General features: G+C 73.7%; 14 protein-coding genes and 1 pseudogene. 6 read left to right on the forward strand and 9 right to left on the reverse strand.

Annotated features, from left to right (window positions below):
* The first annotated feature begins 45 nt into the window (after window positions 1-45).
* The 3 genes from D459_RS0108775 (at window position 46) to D459_RS0108785 (ending at window position 2,994) form a co-directional block, all read left to right on the forward strand.
* The gene (locus tag D459_RS0108775; RefSeq protein ID WP_017592628.1) at window positions 46-990 is read left to right on the forward strand and encodes an AurF N-oxygenase family protein; all 945 of its coding nucleotides are present in this window, start codon (window positions 46-48) and stop codon (window positions 988-990) included.
* Between the two features lie 211 nt (window positions 991-1,201).
* Window positions 1,202-2,671: a flavin-containing monooxygenase gene (locus tag D459_RS0108780; protein WP_241484975.1), complete on the forward strand. Its 1,470-nt coding sequence runs from the start codon at window positions 1,202-1,204 to the stop codon at window positions 2,669-2,671.
* On the forward strand, window positions 2,668-2,994 hold the full coding sequence (locus D459_RS0108785) for a DUF4873 domain-containing protein (RefSeq protein WP_017592630.1): 327 nt from the start codon (window positions 2,668-2,670) through the stop codon (window positions 2,992-2,994). The genes D459_RS0108780 and D459_RS0108785 overlap by 4 nt, the downstream gene beginning before the upstream one ends.
* A gap of 136 nt (window positions 2,995-3,130) precedes the next feature.
* On the opposite strand, the gene D459_RS0108790 is transcribed toward D459_RS0108785, so the two are convergent.
* The 7 genes and pseudogenes from D459_RS0108790 to lon all read right to left on the reverse strand — a co-directional run bounded on the left by D459_RS0108790 (window position 3,131) and on the right by lon (window position 13,822).
* The gene (locus tag D459_RS0108790; RefSeq protein ID WP_017592631.1) at window positions 3,131-4,255 is read right to left on the reverse strand and encodes an adenosine deaminase; all 1,125 of its coding nucleotides are present in this window, start codon (window positions 4,253-4,255) and stop codon (window positions 3,131-3,133) included.
* Window positions 4,256-4,305: 50 nt separating this feature from the next.
* A complete protein-coding gene (locus D459_RS0108795) occupies window positions 4,306-5,715 on the reverse strand; it encodes a four-carbon acid sugar kinase family protein (protein ID WP_017592632.1) in 1,410 nt (469 codons plus the stop codon).
* Window positions 5,716-5,816: 101 nt separating this feature from the next.
* Window positions 5,817-7,049, reverse strand: coding sequence for an MFS transporter (locus D459_RS0108800; RefSeq protein WP_017592633.1), 1,233 nt, complete (start codon window positions 7,047-7,049; stop codon window positions 5,817-5,819).
* Window positions 7,050-7,231: 182 nt separating this feature from the next.
* Entirely contained in the window at window positions 7,232-8,317 is a 1,086-nt protein-coding gene (locus tag D459_RS0108810; RefSeq protein WP_017592634.1) for a Gfo/Idh/MocA family oxidoreductase, read from the reverse strand.
* Window positions 8,318-8,703: 386 nt separating this feature from the next.
* A pseudogene (locus tag D459_RS0108820) lies at window positions 8,704-8,898 on the reverse strand (S16 family serine protease); the annotation flags it as partial.
* A gap of 100 nt (window positions 8,899-8,998) precedes the next feature.
* The gene (locus tag D459_RS31155) at window positions 8,999-11,050 is read right to left on the reverse strand and encodes a WD40 repeat domain-containing serine/threonine protein kinase (protein ID WP_017592637.1); all 2,052 of its coding nucleotides are present in this window, start codon (window positions 11,048-11,050) and stop codon (window positions 8,999-9,001) included.
* A 348-nt stretch (window positions 11,051-11,398) separates the two neighbouring features.
* Window positions 11,399-13,822 carry an endopeptidase La gene (lon, locus tag D459_RS0108830; protein WP_026120203.1) on the reverse strand — a complete coding sequence of 808 codons (2,424 nt, stop codon included), beginning with the start codon at window positions 13,820-13,822 and terminating at the stop codon, window positions 11,399-11,401.
* Window positions 13,823-14,027: 205 nt separating this feature from the next.
* Here lon and D459_RS0108835 point away from each other — a divergent pair, with 205 nt between their 5' ends.
* The 3 genes from D459_RS0108835 to D459_RS0108845 all read left to right on the forward strand — a co-directional run bounded on the left by D459_RS0108835 (window position 14,028) and on the right by D459_RS0108845 (window position 17,388).
* On the forward strand, window positions 14,028-15,380 hold the full coding sequence (locus tag D459_RS0108835; RefSeq protein ID WP_017592639.1) for an ABC transporter substrate-binding protein: 1,353 nt from the start codon (window positions 14,028-14,030) through the stop codon (window positions 15,378-15,380).
* Window positions 15,381-15,448: 68 nt separating this feature from the next.
* Complete coding sequence (locus D459_RS0108840) at window positions 15,449-16,429, forward strand: carbohydrate ABC transporter permease (RefSeq protein WP_017592640.1); 981 nt, start codon at window positions 15,449-15,451, stop codon at window positions 16,427-16,429.
* Window positions 16,426-17,388, forward strand: a complete 963-nt coding sequence (locus tag D459_RS0108845; RefSeq protein ID WP_017592641.1) for a carbohydrate ABC transporter permease — start codon at window positions 16,426-16,428, stop codon at window positions 17,386-17,388. Before D459_RS0108840 ends, D459_RS0108845 begins: the two co-directional genes overlap by 4 nt.
* A 6-nt stretch (window positions 17,389-17,394) precedes the next feature.
* Here D459_RS0108845 and D459_RS0108850 read toward each other — a convergent pair whose 3' ends face one another.
* Together D459_RS0108850 and D459_RS0108855 are read right to left on the reverse strand one after the other, a co-directional pair.
* A complete protein-coding gene (locus D459_RS0108850; protein WP_017592642.1) occupies window positions 17,395-18,054 on the reverse strand; it encodes a response regulator in 660 nt (219 codons plus the stop codon).
* Entirely contained in the window at window positions 18,051-19,325 is a 1,275-nt protein-coding gene (locus tag D459_RS0108855; protein ID WP_026120205.1) for a sensor histidine kinase, read from the reverse strand. Before D459_RS0108855 ends, D459_RS0108850 begins: the two co-directional genes overlap by 4 nt.
* Between the last annotated feature and the right edge of the window lie 66 nt (window positions 19,326-19,391).

The following is a 19,391-nucleotide window of genomic DNA, read 5'->3' on the forward strand; positions in this document are numbered from 1 at the left end:
CCCGGCCCCGGACCACCGCCCGCACCCCCGCGAAGGAGAACCGCGATGACCGTGCAGACCCCGGCGCCCAAGCCGGCGATCACCGACCGCGAGGACATCGCCAAGCGGCTGCTCCGCTCCTCGGCGAAGGCCTCCTACGACCCGCTCGTCGAGATCGACTGGGACGCGCCCATCGACAAGGAGCGCTACGCCCTCAAGCCGGAGCGCATCTCGCTGTACGGCACCGAGCTGTGGGACCGGCTCAGCGAGGAGCAGCGCAAGGAGCTCAGCCGGCACGAGGTCGCCAGCATCGCCTCCATCGGGCTGTGGTTCGAGACCATCCTGATGCAGATGCTGGTCCGGCACGCCTACGACCGCGACCCCACCACCAACCACGTCCAGTACGCCTACACCGAGATCGCCGACGAGTGCCGCCACTCGGTGATGTTCGCGAAGATGACGCAGAAGCTCGCCGGCCGGCACTACCGGCCGGACTTCATCACGCACAACCTGGGCCGGCTGTTCAAGGCGATCTCCAACGGGCCGCTGACCTTCGCCGGCGCGCTCTACGTCGAGGAGATCCTGGACCAGCTGCAGCGCGAGGCGATGGTCGACGACACCCTCGACCCGCTGGTGCAGGCCGTCTCCCGGATCCACGTGGTGGAGGAGGCCCGGCACATGCGCTACGCCCGCGAGGAGCTGATCCGCGACTGGGACCACCACGGCCGGGTCTCCAAGGCCTACAGCCGGTTCGTCCTCGGGCTGGTCGTCTACTTCGCCACCACCCGGCTGATCAGCCCCGAGGTCTACAAGTCGGTCGGGTTGGACCCGCGCGAGGCCGCCAAGGTCGCCCGCCGCAACCACCACCACATCGACACCAAGACCTGGGCGGCGCGCAAGGTCGTCGCGACCTTCGACAAGGCCGGCCTGCTCGCCGGCCCGGCCAAGTACGTCTGGCGCCGCGCCGGGCTGCTCGGCCGCCCCGGCGCGCCGGCCGCGGTCGCGCGCTGACCTCCCCGGGCCGCGCCGCGGCCCGCACGAACGGCCGGGCCCGCGGGCTCGAACGCGCCCGAGTCCCCGCGGGCCCGGCCCCCTTCCCCTCCCCGGGCCGCCCCGCCCTCCCCGCACCCCGCGCACCGAAGGGACGTTCACGGTGACCGAAAACGAGACGACGCCGCATCACCGGGTGGCCATCATCGGCACCGGGTTCTCCGGCATCGGGATGGCCGCCCGGCTCAAGCGCGCCGGACTGAAGAGCCTGGTCCTCTTCGAGCGGGCCGGCGACGTCGGCGGGACCTGGCGGGACAACACCTTCCCCGGCGCCGCCTGCGACGTCCCCTCGCACCTGTACTCGCTCTCCTTCCGGCTCAACCCGGGCTGGTCGCGGACCTTCTCCCCGCAGGCCGAGATCCAGGACTACCTGCGCCGGGTCGCCGAGGAGGAGGACGTCCACCGGCACGTCCGGTTCCACCACGAGGTCACCGGGGCGCACTGGGAGCCGGACGCCAACCGGTGGCGGATCGAGACCGGCCGGGGCGTGTACACCGCCCAGTTCCTGATCAGCGCGTGCGGCGCGCTGGCCGACCCGGCGATCCCGGACCTGCCCGGGCTCGCCGACTTCGAGGGCACCGTGTTCCACTCCGCCCGGTGGGACCACGGCCACGACCTGACCGGGCGCAACGTGGCGGTCATCGGCACCGGCGCCTCGGCGATCCAGTTCGTGCCGCAGATCCAGAAGAGCGTCGCCCGGCTCGACCTGTACCAGCGCACCCCTCCGTGGATCATCCCCAAGCACGACCGCGCCGTGACCCGCGCGGAGAGCTGGCTCTTCAACCACGTGCCCCTCGCCCAGCAGGTGTTCCGGAAGAACATCTACTGGGGCCGGGAGAGCTACGTGCTGGGCTTCGTGAAGTACCCGGCGCTGATGAAGGGCGTCGAGGCGCTCGCCAAGGCGCACCTCAGGCGGCAGGTCCGCGACCCGGAACTGCGCGCCAAGCTGGTGCCGGACTTCCTGCCCGGGTGCAAGCGGCTGCTGCTCTCCAACGACTACTACCCCGCGCTGGACCGGCCCAACGTCGACGTGGTCACCGACGGGGTCGCCGAGATCCGGGAGAAGTCGATCGTCGCCGCCGACGGCACCGAGCGCGAGGTCGACACCATCATCTTCGGCACCGGGTTCCACGTCACCGACATGCCCGCCGCCAAGGTGGTGCACGGCGCCGACGGCCGGACCCTGTTCGACGTGCACGGCCAGGACCTGGAGGCGCTGAACGGCACCACCGTCGCCGGGTTCCCCAACCTGTTCCTGATGGCCGGCCCCAACACCGGCCCCGGGCACACCTCGCACGTCTTCTTCCTCGAGGCCCAGATGCGCTACATCATGGCGGCGCTGGGCTACGCGGCCCGCAACGGCGCCGACCGGCTGGAGCCGCTGCCCGAGTCGCAGGCCGCCTACGCCGCCCTGATGCAGCACAAGACGCGCCGCTCGGTCTGGGTCACCGGCGGGTGCGACAGCTGGTACCTGAACGACAAGGGCCGCAACGTCACGCTCTGGCCCGGGTTCAGCTTCGAGTACGCCCTGCGGACGCTCCGCTTCGATCCGCACAACTACCGGATCCGCTGGGAGTCCGGGGCGCCCCCGGGCCGGAGGGCGGCGGGCCGGCGGAGCGGGCGGCGGGAGGTGGCCGCATGAGCGGCATGGGCGACGACGAGGAGGAGTACGAGGGCCCGGTGACCCTGGTCTTCGGCGGCGACCGGCCGGTCGAGGCCGAGGCGCACATCGCCGGCCACTTCGACCCGCTCAGCGGCGGCTACCGCTGGATCGGGCGGATCTCCGCCTCCCCCGGGGTCGACGCCGAGTTCCGGGCCGGCAACACCGCGGTCCTGGTGCGCACCGCCGACGGCCACGAGGCGCCCGGCACCCTCACCGAGACCAACCCGTGGGGCGGGCACCGGCTCACCGGCCGCGGCCGGCCGCCGTTCCCGGTCCCCGAGGTCGATCCCGAGCAGGACTGACCCGCGGGACCGCCCCCGAGCGCCTCCCCGTGGCATGGGGAGGAAGCGGGCTCCGGGCGGATGGATCGCTGTTATAGGGGACCGTCCATCCGCCCGGTGCGCCGCGCCCTGCCGGCCCTCCGCCGCCCCGCGGCGGTCACCAGGGGTCCTCCCGGCGGAAGAAGGACGCGCCGACGTGCTCGGTGCGCAGCCGGGCGAACCCCGGCTTGATCACCCGGTCGATCAGGTCCAGCCGCTCGTCGTGCGGGACGAAGGCCGACTTCATCGCGTTGACGGTGAACCAGCGCAGGGTGTCGATCCCGTAGCCGAACTCCCTGCTCAGCCGGGCGAGCTCGGCGCTCATCGAGGTGGCGTTGACCAGCCGCCCGTCGGTGTTGACGGTGACCCGGAACCGGAGCCGGCGGAGCATCTCCACCGGGTGCTCGGCGAGCGAGGCGACGGCGCCGGTGTTCACGTTGGACGTGGGGCACAGCTCCAGCGGAATGCGCTTGTCCCGGATGTAGGAGGCCAGCCGGCCCAGCTTGGCGGTGCCGTCCTCGGCGAGCGCGATGTCGTCGGCGATCCGGACGCCCTGGCCCAGCCGGTCGGCGCCGCACCACTGGATCGCCTCCCAGATGGAGGAGAGGCCGAACCCCTCGCCCGCGTGCAGGGTGAGGTTGAAGTTCTCCCGCTGGATGTACTCGCAGGCGGAGATGTGCCGGGTGGGCGGGTAGCCCGCCTCCGGGCCGGCGATGTCGAAGCCGACCACCCCGGCGTCCCGGTAGGCCACCGCCAGCCGGGCGATCTCCATCGAGTCCGCGGCCTGGCGCATCGCGGTGAGCAGCAGGCGGACCCGGACCTCCCGGCCGAACAGCCGGGCCTTGGCGGTGCCGACGCTCAGCCCCTCCAGCACCGCGTCGACCACCTGCTCCCGGGTGAGCCCCTCCCGGGTGTGCTGCTCGGGGGCGAGCTTGACCTCGGCGTAGACCACCCCGTCCTCGGCCAGGTCCTGGGCGCACTCGACGCCGGCCCGGACCAGGGCGGAGCGGGTCTGCAGCAGGTCGAGCACCGGTTCGTAGCGGGAGAGCTGCTCCTCCTGGGAGCCGTGCGCGGCGCCGGAGAACCAGTCCTGGAGCCGGTCCGCGCCGCCCTCCGGGAGGCCCCGGTAGCCGGTCTCGGCGGCCAGGTCGAGCAGGGTCTCCGGGCGGAGTCCGCCGTCCAGGTGGTCGTGCAGGAGCACCTTGGGCATCCGGCGGATCGTTTCGTAGGCGAGTCGGGTCATCGTCCTCCCAAGGCCGTGTCCACCCGGTTCCCCGGGCGGACTCGTTCCGATTAAATTGCCCGAGATCCTAGACCACCGCTCCGGCCCTGCGCGCCCCGACCTGCTGTGAGACGCCTCTCCCCGCCCGCCGGCGGGATCCGCTCGGGCACCTCCGCGTCGACCTGGTGCAGCCGGGCCTGGGCGAACCTGCGCAGCCGGCCGAAGCACTCCGCCGCCGTGGTCGCGTCGCCCACCAGGCCGCCCTTGGTGATCGCGGGGACCCCGTCCAGCGGGCCGCCGCCGACGGTGCCGTGCACCGCCAGCGGCACGATCTCCCCGGCGACCGCGAACGCCCGCACGCCCAGCTCGTCCAGGAGGCTCGCGGCGAGGTCCCCGCCGGTCAGGTAGAGCCCGGTGGGCAGGGCGTGCGACCCGGTCCCGGCCTCCAGGGCGCGCACCGCGCGGGCCACCACCGAGGCGAGCCCGGCGGGCAGCGCGCGCAGCGCGGCGCCCGGGTCCTCGGCGCCCGGCGCCGGCGGGAGCGCCCGCACCACCACGAACTCCGGGAAGACCGCACCGGTGAGCTGCTCCAGCAGGGCCTCCTCGACCTCCTCCGGGTGGGCCCCGCCCGGCTCGGCCAGCCGGACCGGGTCCACGTCGACGAAGCGCACCGGGCCGGTGCGGGCCACCGTCTCCAGCTGGCGCAGGGTGAGGCCGGTGGTGCTGCCGACCACGGCCAGCAGCGGGCCCGGGGCGCCGCCCCGGCCGCCCAGCCGCATCGCGTAGGCCAGCGCGGCGCCGGCCGGGCCGGGGTCGGCCGACACCCACACCACGCCCTCGCTCCGGGCGGCCTCGGCGGCGGCCTCGGCGATGTCCTCGATCCGGTTCTCGTCCACGGCGTCGCAGAGCACCACCGGTTCGTCCCCGGCGACCAGGTCGGCGGTGAGCAGCTCCCGGGTGACCTGGCGGGCGGGCACGTGCCGGACGGCCAGGTCGGTCTGGTGCGCGAGGATCTCGGCGACCAGGCCGGTCTCCATCGGCCAGAACGGGTCCTCGGCGGCTTCGGAGCGCTCCAGCGGCACCCCGTCGAGCAGCTGCACGCCGTCCACGGTGACCCGGCCGGAGGCGGGCAGCGCGGGCACCATGAGCGCCCGCACCCTGCGCCCCGGCAGGCGCTCGCGCACCGCGCGCACCGCCGCCTCCAGCTCCGCGCCGACGTTGCCGCGCAGCACGCTGTCGGTCCGCTTGACCACCAGCTCCACCGGCCAGACCGCCTCCACCACGTCGGCGACCAGGTCCGCGGCCTGCTCGGCGGGGAGGTGCCGGCTGTCCAGGTTGGCCACCACCACGTCGTAATCGTCGGCGGCCACCGACACCTGCTCCGGCGTCACGGTGGCCACCCGCATGCCCGCCCGGGCGTAGCGGGCACCGGTGGCGTTGGCCCCGGTGAGGTCATCTGCCACGACGAGAACCTGGGCCACGGTAGTCGCTCCTTCGCGCGCCTTTGCGCCGCATCGCTCACTGGGTAAGGGCGCGCCGCCGCCCCTCGCTGGGCCGCGCCGCCCCGGTCACCTCGACTCTCTCACCCGCGGCCGGTTCGCAGGGCCGCCCCGGCGAGGAGCGCGCACGCGCACAGCGCGAGCACGTAGCCCACGACCGCGTTCCATCCCCAGTGGTCGTAGAGGAGGCCGCCGAGCCAGCCGAAGGCGCTGGAGCCCAGGTAATAACAGAGGGTATAGAGCGCGGAGGCCTGCGCGCGGACGGCCGGCGCGGCCCGGTGCCCGGCCCAGGCGGCGGCGGTGGTGTGCGCGGCGAAGAAGAAGAACGTGAGGAGCAGCAGTCCGGCCGCGACCGCGGTGAAGGCGGGCACCGCGAGCAGCGCCGCGCCGGACGCCATCGCGATGACCGAGCAGGCCAGCACCGGGTGGCGGCCGAAGCGCTCGACGGCCCGGCCGGTGGCGGCGGAACCGACCGTCCCGGCCAGGTAGGCGACGAACAGGAACGCCACCAGGGTCGGGGAGAGCCCGAACGGCTCGCCCGCCATCCGGAAGCCCAGGTAGTTGTAGACGGTCACGAACGCGCCCATGAGCAGCAGCGCCTGGAGGTAGAGGGCGATCATCCCGGGGTCGCGCAGCGCCCCGGCCAGGCGGGCGGCCATGCCCGCCCCGCCGCTCCCGTCCTTGCGGCGGCGCGGCCGCCGCACGAAGCCCCGGGCGGGCGGCACCGCGACCAGGAAGACCACCAGCGCGGCCAGGCCCAGCAGCGAGTCGGCGGCGACGCCCCAGCGCCAGCCGCCGAAGTCGGCCACGGCCCCGGCGACCAGCCGCCCGCTCATCCCGCCGACGGTGTTGCCCGCGATGTAGACGCCGGCGACCCGGCCCAGGTGCGAGGGGGCGATCTCCTCGGCCAGATAGGCCATGGCGACGGCGGGCACCCCGCCCAGCGCGGCGCCCTGCAGGGCGCGCAGCACCAGCAGCGAGGCGATGTCCGGCGCGAACGGCGCCGCGAGGCCGAGCAGGGTGGAGGCGACCAGCGCGGCGGTCATCACCCGCACCCGCCCGAACCGGTCGGCCGCACCGCTCCACACCAGGACGCAGGCGGCCAGCCCGGCGGTGGCGAAGGAGACGGTCAGCGCGACCGAGGAGGCCGGCGCGCGGAACTCCCCCGCCATCCCCGGCAGCACCGCCTGCACCGCGTAGAGCTGGGCGAACGTGGCGATCCCGGCGGCGGTCATCGCCACCACGACGCGCCGGTGGCCGCTGCTCCCCGCCCGGTGCCCGATCCGGTCCCGCCCGTCCTTCAGCGACTCGTCCACTCATCCGACGTTAGCCGCCGCCCTCCCCCGCCCCCGCACCGGGTCCACCGGACCGGGGGCCGCCCCGCCCCTCGGGGCCGACCGAACCCCGCCCCGGGCGATGATCTCGGCGTTGCCGGGGGTGTCGGAGCGCTCCGACACCCCCGGCGACGCCGAGATCATCGGTGCAGCGGCTCAGGGCATCAACCCTGCTCGCCGGGGGCGACGACGCGGTGCTCGGCGGCGCTGCGGCGGGCGGCCTCGATGACCTCGAGGCCGTGCACCACCTCGTGCGGTTCGACCGGCACCGGCTCGCCCTCGCCGACCGCGTCCCGCACGCCGGCGTAGAAGTCGGGGTAGGCGCCGCGCACGGCGGGCACCGGGCGGACGTCGTCCTCGGCGCCGGCCAGGCCCCAGGTCTCCTCCGGCTGGACGCCCCAGTCCGCGGCGTCCGGGGTCTCCCCCGCGGTCAGCCGGTCCTCCTGGCCGTCCATGCCCTGGACGGTGAACCCGCCCTGGTCGCCGAGGACGCGGAAGCGCGGCCCGGGGCGGGCGGCCAGCGCGCTCATCCACAGCTGCGAGCGGACCCCGCCGCGGTGGGTCAGCGCCAGGAAGGCGTCGTCCTCCGCCGCGACGCCGGCGCGCCGCGCGTCCAGCTCCGCGTAGACGCCGGCCACCGGGCCGAACAGGTTGATCGCCTGGTCGATCAGGTGCGGGCCCAGGTCGTACAGGATGCCCGCGCCCTGCTCGACGGTGCCGCCGTCCCGCCAGGTGTCCTTGGCCTTGGGGCGCCACCGCTCGAACCGGGACTCGAACCGGTGCACCCGGCCGAGCGCCCCCTCGTCGATCAGCCGCCACAGGGTGAGGAAGTCGGAGTCCCAGCGCCGGTTCTGGTAGACGGTGAGCACCCGGCCGAGCCGCTCGGCCCGCTCGACCAGCTCCCGCGCCTGGTCCGAGCCGAGCGCGAACGGCTTGTCCACCACCACCGACAGCCCGGCCTCCAGCGCGGCGGCGGCCAGCGGCGCGTGCGTGTCGTTCGGCGTGGTCACCACGGCGATCTCGAACTCCCCGGCCCGGGCCCACAGCTCCTCGGCCGAGCCGATCACCTCGGTCCCCGGGTACCGCCGCCGCACCGCCGCGGCCCGCTCCGGGTTCCCGGTCACCACCGCCGCCAGCCGCAGCCCCGGCGTCGCCGCGATCAGCGGCGCGTGGAACACCTCGCCGCCCTTGCCGTACCCGATCAGGACGACGTGCAGCTGCGGCCCGCTCTCACCGTTCTCTGAGCTCATGCGCCCCACAGTAGCCAGCCCCCGGCACCCGCCCGGCCACCCGGCGGCCGAGGCAGCGCTGCTCTCCGAGCCCGGCGGCCGCCCGGACCCGCGCACCCTGCACCAGACGCCCGTCACCGACCGGGGGGCGCGGAGTTCGCCGTACGTGAGGGAGAGGCCGTCCTTCCGCCGAAGGCCGCCGTCCACCCGAACGGTGTGCAGTTCTGGGAGGAGGGCCGGCAGCAGGCCGGGCGGGAGGCCGATGAGGAGCTCGCTTCCGGAGAGGTGAACCCTCCGATGACGGGTGAGGGGTTCCCTGCTCATCCGGAGGACGCGGTCGGCGCGTCGGTGTGGCGGCGGATCGGCGGCCATTCCGTCTACCGGGCCCCCTGACGAGCGGCGGGTGGTCAGGCCGCGACGGAGTCGCGGGTCTCGGCCGCGGAGAGGGCCAGGGACAGGACCTCGCGGACGTCGCTCACCGGGTGGACGGTGAGCCGGGACAGGACGTCGTCGGGGACGTCGTCCGGGTCGGGCTCGTTGCGGGCCGGGATGAGGACCGTGGTGATGCCCGCGCGGTGTGCGGCCAGCAGCTTCTGCTTCACCGACGGTGGCCACCCGCAGTGCCCTCACCGAGCGACGCGCGCATCCGTCGGCTACCTGAGCCCTTTGCGGAACCGCGTCCTCGGACTGACGGTTCCGGTTCTAGCCGACTTCCCACAGGCGCACGGTCCCGTCGCTGTGGCCGACGGCGAGCGTGGTGCCGTCCGGGCTGAACCCCACCGACTCCACCCGTTCCTGAGCCGGGAGCGCGGCAGTCTCCTCCCAGGTGCCGGTATTCCACAGGCGCACGGTGCCGTCGTCGTCGCCGGCGGCGAGGGTGGTGGCGTCCGGACTGAACGCCACCGAGAACGTGCATCGCCGATCCGGGAGTGTGGTGTCCTCCGCCCAGGTGCCGGTCTCCCACAACCGCACGGTGCCTCCTGAACACGCGGCGAGCATGGTGCCGTCCGGGCTGAACCCCACCGACTCGAACGAGGGGTCGTTCTCGGCGAGGACGGCGACCTCGTCGCCGGTGTCGGTGTCCCACAGCCGGATGGCCCCGCCGTCGCTGCCCTCGAATACCTCCGCCTCGTCGGCCGCCGTGCCGGTGGCGAGGATGGCGTCGTCCGGGCTGAACGCCACCGAGGTCATATAGTTGGTGGGCCCGTCGAGAACGTCGGTCTCCTCCCCGGCTCCGGTGTCCCACAGCCGCACGGTGCCGACGGCGTCGCTGGTGGCGAGGGTGGTGCCGTCCGAGCTGAACGCCACCGAAGTGATCCAGTCGTCCTCGACGAGGGTGGCGGTCTCTTCCCAGGTGCCGGTGTCCCACAGCTGGACCGATCGGTGGCCGGTGGCGAGGGTGGTGCCGTCGGGGTCGAACGCCACCATCGGGGACCCCACGCCCATCACGCCGTCGTCGTCGATGAGGGTGGTGCTCTCCTCCCAGGTGCCGGTGTTCCACAGCCGCACGGAGAACTTCGCGTCGCTGGTGGCGAGGGTGGTGCCGTCGGGGCTGAACACCACCGAGTTCACCGCTTCCTCGTGTCCGGTGAGGGTGGCGGCGGGTTCGGGGACCTCGGAGGCGGTATCGGACCGGTCGCCTTCGCGGTCGGTTCGCTGGGCGACTTCGCCCACCGTCACGACGGTGGTGGTCACCACGAGGACGGTGGCGATGAGCCAAGCCCTCTTCCTCCACGGCCTCCCCAAGGTGTCGGCCGGCTCTCCGGTCGCGGCGCGCGGCGCGGGGGTGCCCGTGATGGATCCGGTGGGTTCGACGATGGTCGGAGCGGGAGGACGCCCGGTGGATTCGCCGGCTTCGGCAAAGGTCGGGGCGGGGGGACGCGTGGTCGGTTCGGACCCGCCTGCGTCGGCAGGCGGCCGGGTGGTGCCGGGTGGCCGTCCGGCGGCGCGGGCACCGAGGGTGCCGAAGCGGGTGAGGATCGCCCCGGGGGTGGGCCGCTGGTCCGGGTCGTGGTTCCAGCAGCCGACGATGAGCGCGTGGGTATGGGGGTCGATGTCGCCGGGGTCGGGGGGCGGGCCGATGAGGCGGCGGATCGTCGCGGCCATCGAGTCGGCGCTGAAGGGGTTGGTGCCGGTCGCGGCGAAGGCGAGAACGGTACCGAGGGAGAACATGTCCGAGGCCGGGCCGACGTGGGAGTTCTCGGTCTGTTCGGGCGACATGTAGGGCAGGGTGCCGAACACCGCCTCGTGGGTCGTCAGGCTCTCGGAGTCCAGCGGCCGGGCGATACCGAAGTCGATGATGCGGGGCCCGTCATCGCTGAGGATGATGTTGCCCGGTTTGAGGTCTCGGTGGACCAGCCCGTGGTCGTGCACCGCCTTGAGTCCCTCGGCCAGCCCGGCCGCCAACGCGTGCAGAGCGGGGGGCCTGATGGGGCCCCCGTCGCGAACCGCCTGGTGCAGTGTGGGGCCGGAGATGTAGGCGGTGGCGACCCACGGAGGATCACCCTCCGGGTCGGCGTCGACAACGGGGGCGGTGTGGAACCCTCCCACCCGACGCGCGGCATCGACCTCTCGGGCGAATCGGACGCGGAAGTCGCCCTCCCGGGCCAGGGCGCGGCGGATGACCTTGATGGCGACGTAGCGTCCCGAAGGTGTGGTGGCGAGGTAGACCCGGCCCATGCCGCCTTCGCCCAGGCGGTGGGTGAGCTGATAGCCGCCGATACGCGCGGGATCGGACGGCTCCAGCGGCTCCACCCCGTCAGTCTCCCTCCAGGCGCTCGGAGTCAGGCCGGAGCGCACCCCTTGTTCCGCCACACTTGGCCGAGCGCCCTCATCGTAGCCTCAGCGATTTCGGGCATGCACGACATGTCACCGGATCGCAACCAACCCCCCGAACCTCCGGATGAGGTGGTGGCGTCCTGACCGTGGCGGCACTCCGACGGCTCAAGGCGCCCCGCATCCCGCATTCGCGAGGACGGCGCCCGAGAAGATCCGCTCGCATCGGTGGCCATTCGGACCACAGAGACCCCTGACGCACGCGTGGGGCCGCCGGCTCCCCCGATCCGACGACCCCACACTTCGAGAGGGTCTTTCTCGTCGCCCTCAGGCGGCCACAGGCCGGGCCTCCTCGGCGGTCCCCGCAGGCTCCAGTGCCAAGTCCAAGACCTCCCGGACATCACTCACCGGGTGGACGGTGAGCTGCTCCAGGACGTCCTCGGGGACGTCGTCGAGGTCGGGCTCGTTGCGGGACGGGATGAGGACCGTGGTGATCCCCGCCCTGTGCGCCGCGAGGAGCTTCTGCTTGACCCCTCCGATCGGCAGGACTCGGCCGGTGAGGGAGACCTCGCCGGTCATCGCCACGTCGGAGCGGGCGGGGCGGCCGGAGAGCAGGGAGGCCAGGGCGGTCGTCATGGTGACGCCCGCGCTCGGGCCGTCCTTGGGCACGGCGCCCGCGGGGACGTGCAGGTGCACGCCGCGGTCCTTCAGGTCGGCGACCGGGAGCTCCAGTTCCGCGCCGCGGGAGCGCAGGTAGGAGAGGGCGATCTGGGCGGACTCCTTCATCACGTCGCCGAGCTGGCCGGTGAGGGTCAGCCCGGAGGCGCCCGACTCCGGGTCGGCCAGCGACGCCTCCACGAAGAGCACGTCGCCGCCGGTGCCGGTGACCGCCAGGCCGGTGGCCACGCCGGGGACCGCGGTCCGCTCCGCCGACTCCGGGGTGTGCCGGGGCCGGCCGATGTAGCCCTTCAGGTCGTCCGGGCCGACCGCGACCGGCAGCCCGGACCCCTGCACCGCCTCCCGGGCCGCGATCTTGCGCAGCACCCGGGCGATGGAGCGCTCCAGTCCGCGCACGCCCGCCTCGCGGGTGTACTCGCCGGCCAGCAGCCGCAGCGCCGCGGTGTCGAACTCCACCTCGCCCTCGGCCAGGCCCGCCTTCTCCAGCTGCCGGGGCAGCAGGTGGTCGCGGGCGATCCGCACCTTCTCGTCCTCGGTGTAGCCGTCCAGCTCGACCAGCTCCATCCGGTCCAGCAGCGGGCCCGGGACGGTGTCCAGCGCGTTGGCGGTGGCGAGGAAGACCACGTCGGAAAGGTCGAGGTCGACCTCCAGGTAGTGGTCGCGGAAGGTGTGGTTCTGCGCCGGGTCCAGCACCTCCAGCAGGGCGGCGGTGGGGTCGCCGCGGAAGTCGGTGCCGACCTTGTCGATCTCGTCCAGCAGCACCACCGGGTTCATCGACCCGGACTCGCGGATCGCCCGGACGATCCGGCCGGGCAGCGCGCCGACGTAGGTGCGCCGGTGGCCGCGGATCTCCGCCTCGTCGCGGACGCCTCCGAGCGCGACCCGGGTGAACTTCCGCCCCATCGCGCGGGCCACCGACTCGCCCAGCGAGGTCTTGCCGACGCCGGGCGGGCCGACCAGGGCCAGCACCGCGCCGCTGCGCCGGCCGCCGATCACGCCGAGGCCGCGCTCCTCGCGGCGCTTGCGCACCGCCAGGTACTCGGTGATCCGCTCCTTGACGTCGTCCAGGCCGGTGTGGTCGGCGTCCAGCACCCGCTGGGCGCCGGGGATGTCGTAGGCGTCGTCGGTGCGGACGTTCCACGGCATGTCCAGCACGGTGTCCAGCCAGGTGCGGATCCACCCGGACTCCGGCGAGGAGTCGCCGGCCCGCTCCAGCTTGTCCACCTCGGCCAGGGCCGCCTCGCGGACGTGCTCGGGGAGGTCGGCCGCCTCGACCCGCTCCCGGTAGTCGTCCTCCTCGCTGCCGGGGCGCCCGTCCAGCTCGTTGAGCTCCTTGCGGATCGCCTCCAGCTGGCGGCGGAGCAGGAACTCGCGCTGCTGCTTGTCGACGCCCTCCTGGACGTCCTTGTCGATGGTCTCGGCGACGTCCAGCTCGGCCAGGTACTCGCGGGTCCACTCGATCAGCAGGCGGAGCCGCTCGGCGACGTCGTAGGTCTGGAGCAGCCGCAGCTTCTGCTCGGTCTTGAGGAACGGCGAGTAGCCGCCGCGGTCGGCGAGCCGGCCGGGGTCCTCGGTCTGCTGGATGGTGTCGATCGCCTGCCAGGCGCCGCGCTTCTGCAGGAAGGTCGCGGCCAGCGCCTTGTACTCGCGGGCGAGCTCGGTGACCTTGCCGGGGTGGCCGCCCTCGGGGGCGCCCTCCTCGTGCACCTCGACCGAGACCCACAGCGCCGCGCCGGGGCCGGTGGTGCCGGAGCCCACCCGGGCGCGGGCCGCGCCGCGGAGCACCGCGGCGGGGTCCCCCTGCGGGGTGCGCCCGACCTGCTCGACCAGGGCGACGGTGCCCACGCCGGCGTAGGAGCCGTCGACGCGCGGAACGATCAGGACCCGGGGCCTGCCCGAGTCGGAGCGGATGCCGGGAACCTCGAAGCCGCCCTTCCCGGCGGCCTGCGCCGCCTCGACGGCCGCACGGACCTCGGAATCGGACATGTCCACCGGCACCACCATGCCGGGGAGCACGACGTCATCGTCGAGAGGGAGAACCGGCAGCGTCGCAGCGGTCTGCGCTTCACTCATCGAACCCTCCATGGTTGAGTCACTTTCACTCAATAAAGAAGAGTCCGACTTTCTTCCCGGACCGCTGTTCGCCGTGAGCGATCACGGCCGTGATGGAACCGTTGCCGTCCGCATCGGGCCCGGCCCTGGACATCCGCCCGGGTAGGGACTTACATCGGTGGCCACCGGTCTATACCAGTCGCCGGGTGTTCCTGGAGGTGCGCGCATGGCCCCGATCCCGCCCCCGACACCGAAGCTCCGCCTCGCCGCGGCCGGCATGCCGCTGGTCCTGCTGGCCGGCGGCTGCGCCTACCTGGCCGGCGAGGACGGCGGAGGGGCCGACCAGGACTCGGCCGCCTGCGAGTCCTACGCCGAGTGGCAGGACATCGGCGGCACCGTGGAGATCTACGGCTCCATCCGGGACGAGGAGGGCGAGCGGCTGGAGCAGGCCTGGTCGGAGTTCTCCGACTGCACCGGGATCGAGATCACCTACGAGGGCAGCGGCGAGTTCGAGGCGCAGATCCAGGTCAAGGTGGACGGCGGGAACGCCCCGGACATCGGGATCTTCCCGCAGCCCGGGCTGCTCGCCCGGTTCGTGGAGTCCGGCGACGCGCTGCCGCTGCCCGAGGGCGCCCGGGAGCGCGCCGAGCAGGGCTGGACCGAGGACTGGCTCTCCTACGTGGAGCACGACGGCGAGCTGTACGCCACCCCGCAGGCCGCCAACGTGAAATCGCTGGTCTGGTACTCGCCCAAGGTCTTCGCGGAGAACGGCTACGAGATCCCCGAGACCTGGGACGAGATGATCGAGCTCTCCGACACGATGGCCGAGGACGGGCTCAAGCCCTGGTGCGCCGGGATCGAGTCGGGCGAGGCCACCGGCTGGCCCGCCACCGACTGGCTGGAGAACGCGGTGCTGCGCGAGCACGGCCCCGAGGTCTACGACCAGTGGATCGAGCACGAGATCCCGTTCGACGACCCGAAGATCGTGGACGCCCTGGACCGGGTGGACGGCATCCTGCGCAACCCGGACTACGTCAACGGCGGCCACGGCGGCGTGAAGTCCATCGCGACCACCTCCCAGCAGGACGCCGGGCTCCCGGTCTACGAGGGCGAGTGCGGCCAGTACATGATGGGCTCCTTCTACGCCGCGAACTGGCCGGAGGAGACCGACATCTCCGAGGACGGCGACATCTACGCCTACAACATGCCGGCCATCGACGCCGAGGTCGGCACCCCCATCGTCGGCGGCGGCGAGTTCGCCGCGGCCTTCGCCGACCGCCCCGAGGTGGTCGCGGTCCAGGAGTACCTGGCCACCGTCGAGTTCGCGAACAGCCGGGCCGAGCTGGGCCGCTGGTTCTCCGCCCACCGCGACCTCGACCTGGAGCTGCTGGAGAACCCGATCGACCGGCTCTCCTCCGAGCTGCTCCGCGACCCGGACGTGGTGTTCCGCTGGGACGGCGGCGACTACATGCCGGCCGCGGTGGGCTCGGGCACCTTCTGGCGCGGGATGACCGACTGGATCAACGGCAAGGGCACCGAGGAGACCCTCGGCTACATCGAGGACTCCTGGAAGGACTGAGGGCCGGCCGGGCCGGGTGAGCCCCGGCCCGGCGGCACGCGCACCCGCGGCGGGCGATCTGGAGGACCATGGGCTTCGACGTGTTCGAGGAGCTGCCCAAGCTCCTGTGGCTGCTGATCGCCGTCTCCGCGTTCCTCGCGGCGATCGGGCTGGTGCTGCTGGTGGTGGACCGCGGCCCGCGGACCCGGCACGAGTGGTGGCAGGCCGCCTGCTTCCTCGGCCCGGCCGCGCTGCTGCTCGGGGTCGGCCTGGTCTACCCGGTCATCCGCACCACCGCGCTGTCCTTCATGGACGGGTCCGGCGAGGCCTGGGTCGGGTTCCGCAACTACGTGTGGATGTTCACCCGGCCGGAGATCCTGCTGGTGCTCCGGAACACCCTGCTGTGGGTGCTCATCGCGCCGGTGCTGGCCACCGCCACCGGGCTGGCCTACGCGGTGCTGGTGGACCGGTCCCGCTACGAGTCGCTCGCCAAGTCGCTGCTGTTCATGCCGATGGCGATCTCCTTCGTCGGCGCCAGCATCATCTGGAAGTTCGTCTACGCCTACCGGCCCCCCGAGGCCGAGCAGATCGGCGTGCTCAACGCGCTGTGGACCGCGGCCGGCGGCGCGCCCCGGCAGTGGCTGCTGGACCAGCCGCTCAACAGCCTGCTGCTGATCGTGGTGCTGATCTGGATCCAGGCCGGGTTCGCCATGGTGATCCAGTCCGCGGCGATCAAGGCGATCCCCACCGAGATCGTGGAGGCCGCCCGGATCGACGGGGTGGGCCCCTGGCAGCTGTTCTGGCGGGTCACCCTGCCGATGATCTGGCCGACCACCGCGGTCGTGCTGATCACCATCTCGGTGCAGACCCTCAAGGTGTTCGACATCGTCCGCACCGTCACCGGCGGCCAGTTCTCCACCTCGGTGATCGCCAACGAGATGTACAACCAGGCGTTCCGCTACGGGGAGCTGGGCCAGGGCTCGGCGCTGGCGGTCTTCCTGTTCGTGCTGGTGGTCCCGCTCGTACTGATCCAGATCCGCAACACCCGGCGTTCCAGGGAGGCCGCGTGACACGGCAGCGACGGACCGCGCCCGCGCGCACCGCCCCCGCCCGCACCGGCGGCGGGAGCGCCGCCCGGGTGCGCCGCCGGCTCTCCGGGGCCGGGGGCAGCGCGGCGGCGATCGTGATCGCCCTGCTGTGGACCGTGCCCACCGCCGGGCTGCTCGTCTCCTCGTTCCGCCCCGAGCAGGACATCAAGAGCACCGGCTGGTGGACCTTCTTCGCCGACCCCGACCTGACCCTGCGCAACTACCGGGACGTGCTCTTCGGCAGCTCCAGCGACGGCCGGCTGGCCAGCCACTTCGTCAACTCCTTCGTCATCGCGGTGCCGGCCATGGTGTTCGTGGTGCTGCTGGCGGCACTGGCCGCCTACTGCCTGTCCTGGATGCGCTTCCCCGGCCGCGACTGGGTGTTCATCGGGATCTTCGCGCTGCAGATCGTGCCGCTGCAGATGTCGCTGGTGCCGCTGCTCCGGCTGTTCTCCGAGGGGATGTCGGTCGGCGGCGTCCAGGTGCTGCCCGCCTGGGAGCTGCCGGGGGCCTTCCAGTTCACCACCGTGTGGATCGCGCACACCGTCTTCGGGCTGCCGCTCGGCATCTTCCTGATGCACAACTTCGTGTCCCGGCTGCCTTCGAGCATCATCGAGGCGGCCCGCGCCGACGGCGCCGGGCACGGCACGATCTTCGGCCGCATCGTGCTGCCGCTGACCGTGCCGGCCCTGGTGTCGCTGGCCATCTTCCAGTTCCTGTGGGTCTGGAACGACCTGCTCGTCGCGCTCATCTTCGCCGGCGGAAGCGTGGACGTCGCCCCGCTCACCGTGCGCCTGGCCGAGCTGGCCGGCACCCGCGGCAACGAGTGGCAGCGGCTGACCGCGGGCGCCTTCGTCTCGATGGTGGTGCCGCTGCTGGTCTTCTTCTCCCTGCAGCGCTACTTCGCCCGCGGCCTGATGGCCGGGAGCATGAAGGGCTGACCCGGCTCAGCGCACCAGGCCCGCCCGGTAGGCGATGACCACCAGCTGCGCCCGGTCCCGGGCGTGCAGCTTGACCATGGCCCGGCTGACGTGGGTGCGCGCGGTCGCCGGGCTGACGAACAGCCGCTCGGCGATCTCGGCGTTGGACAGCCCCTCGCCGACCAGGGAGAGCACCTCCCGCTCGCGCTCGGTCAGCCCGCCCAGGTCGGGGCGGGGGCCCTCGGCCGACGGCGCCGCCGCGGTGAAGGAGGAGATCACCCGCCGGGTGACCGACGGGGAGAGCAGCGACTCCCCCTCCGCGGCCAGCCGGATCGCGCGCAGCAGCTCCTCCGGCGGGCTGTCCTTGATCAGGAACCCGGCCGCGCCGGCGCGCAGCGCGTCGAAGACGTACTCGTCCAGTTCGAAGGTGGTCAGCACCACCACCCGGGTGCCGGACAGCGCCTCGTCCGAGGCGATGGCGCGGAGCGCCTCGATGCCGTTCATCACCGGCATCCGGACGTCCATCAGCAGCACGTCGGGGTGCTCCCGGCGGACCAGCTCGACGGCCTCGGCGCCGTCCCCGGCCTCCCCGGCGACCTCCAGCCCGTCCTCCTCCTCGATGAGCACCCGCAGGCCCATCCGGACCAGCGCCTGGTCGTCGGCGAGGCCGACGCGGACCGCGCTCACCGGCCGCTCCTGGGGGCGCCCAGCGGCAGCCGGGCGCGGACCGCGAAGCCGCCCTCCGGCCGGGGCCCGGCGTGCAGGTTCCCGCCGACCGCGCGGGCCCGCTCGCGCATCCCCGCGATCCCGCTCCCCTCGGCGTGCTCCGGGACGGCGGCCCCGCCGTTCTCGATCTCCACAACGACCTCCGTGCGCTCGTAGCCGACCCGGACCCGCGCCTCCGCCCCCGGTGCGTGCCGGAGCGCGTTGGTCAGCGCCTCCTGCACGATCCGGTAGGCGGCGTGGTCGACCGCCGCGGGCGGGACCACCGGGCTCCCCTCAGTGTGCACCGAGACGCGCTGCCCGGCCGACTCCATCCGGGCCGCCAGCTCGCCCAGCCGGTCCAGTCCGGGCAGCGGGGCCCGGTCGTCGCCGGGGGCGGGCGCGGGGGCGGCGCCGTCGCCCTCGCGGAACACCGCCAGCGTGCCGCGCAGCTCCTCCAGCGCGTCCTTGCTGGTGGAGCGGATCGCGGCGAGGGAGTCGCGGACCCGGTCGGGGCGCTTGTCCAGCACGTGCAGGGCCACCCCGGCCTGCATGTTGATCACCGAGAGGCTGTGCCCGACCAGGTCGTGCACCTCCCGGGCGATGCGCAGCCGCTCCTCGTAGGCGGAGCGGCGCAGCTCCTCGCGGCGCTCCTGCAGGGCGTTCTCCCGGCGGCCGCGGACCGTGACGCCGACGGCGAGCGCCGCGAGCAGCAGCGTGGTGTAGGGGACGGCCACCGCGTAGGTGGAGGCCTCCAGCAGCCCCAGGTAGGGCCGGCCGACCCCGGCGGCCAGGAGCAGCGGCAGGACGGCCGCGGTCCACGGCGCCCAGGAGCGCAGCGGCGCCAGGGACGCCATGGTGTAGGCGGTCACCACCATGCCGGCCAGGATCGGCCCGCTCCCGCCGACCTCCGCGACGAACACCGCGGCGCCCAGCGCGGCGGCGGCGAACGCGGCCCGCGGGTAGAACCGGCGCAGCGCCACCGCCAGGGCGACCGCCCAGATGCAGGCGAAGGCGAGCGGCTCCGGCGGGAGCGGGTCGGCGCCCGCCCACGGCGGGCCGTCCCCCCACCCCGGCCCCTTCCAGGGCGGACCGCCCTCCGGCCCGCCCTCCGGGAACCGGCCGGGGGTCCGCGCGGCGCGCAGGAAGACCGCGGAGAAGGCCAGGACGAGCAGGCCCAGCGGCACGTCGAGGGCGAGCCGCCGGGCGGCGCCGGACCGCCACGGGGCGCGGACTCTGTCAAGGAACGACCTCACACCGGTGACGTTAGCCCGGCGGGCCGGTCCCGCGCGTCGGCCGGGGAGCGTAGCGCGCGTCGGCGC

It is taken from the genome of Nocardiopsis potens DSM 45234 (genome assembly GCF_000341105.1).
GTDB lineage: Bacteria > Actinomycetota > Actinomycetes > Streptosporangiales > Streptosporangiaceae > Nocardiopsis_A > Nocardiopsis_A potens.

What these genes read in the sequence shown, in the direction of transcription:
- D459_RS0108775 (WP_017592628.1), top strand. Translation starts at nt 46, where the DNA reads ATGACCGTGCAGACCCCGGCGCCCAAGCCGGCGATCACCGACCGCGAG.
- D459_RS0108780 (WP_241484975.1), top strand. Translation starts at nt 1,202, where the DNA reads ATGGCCGCCCGGCTCAAGCGCGCCGGACTGAAGAGCCTGGTCCTCTTC.
- D459_RS0108785 (WP_017592630.1), top strand. Translation starts at nt 2,668, where the DNA reads ATGAGCGGCATGGGCGACGACGAGGAGGAGTACGAGGGCCCGGTGACC.
- D459_RS0108790 (WP_017592631.1), bottom strand. Translation starts at nt 4,255, where the DNA reads ATGACCCGACTCGCCTACGAAACGATCCGCCGGATGCCCAAGGTGCTC.
- D459_RS0108810 (WP_017592634.1), bottom strand. Translation starts at nt 8,317, where the DNA reads ATGAGCTCAGAGAACGGTGAGAGCGGGCCGCAGCTGCACGTCGTCCTG.
- lon (WP_026120203.1), bottom strand. Translation starts at nt 13,822, where the DNA reads ATGAGTGAAGCGCAGACCGCTGCGACGCTGCCGGTTCTCCCTCTCGAC.
- D459_RS0108835 (WP_017592639.1), top strand. Translation starts at nt 14,028, where the DNA reads ATGGCCCCGATCCCGCCCCCGACACCGAAGCTCCGCCTCGCCGCGGCC.
- D459_RS0108840 (WP_017592640.1), top strand. Translation starts at nt 15,449, where the DNA reads ATGGGCTTCGACGTGTTCGAGGAGCTGCCCAAGCTCCTGTGGCTGCTG.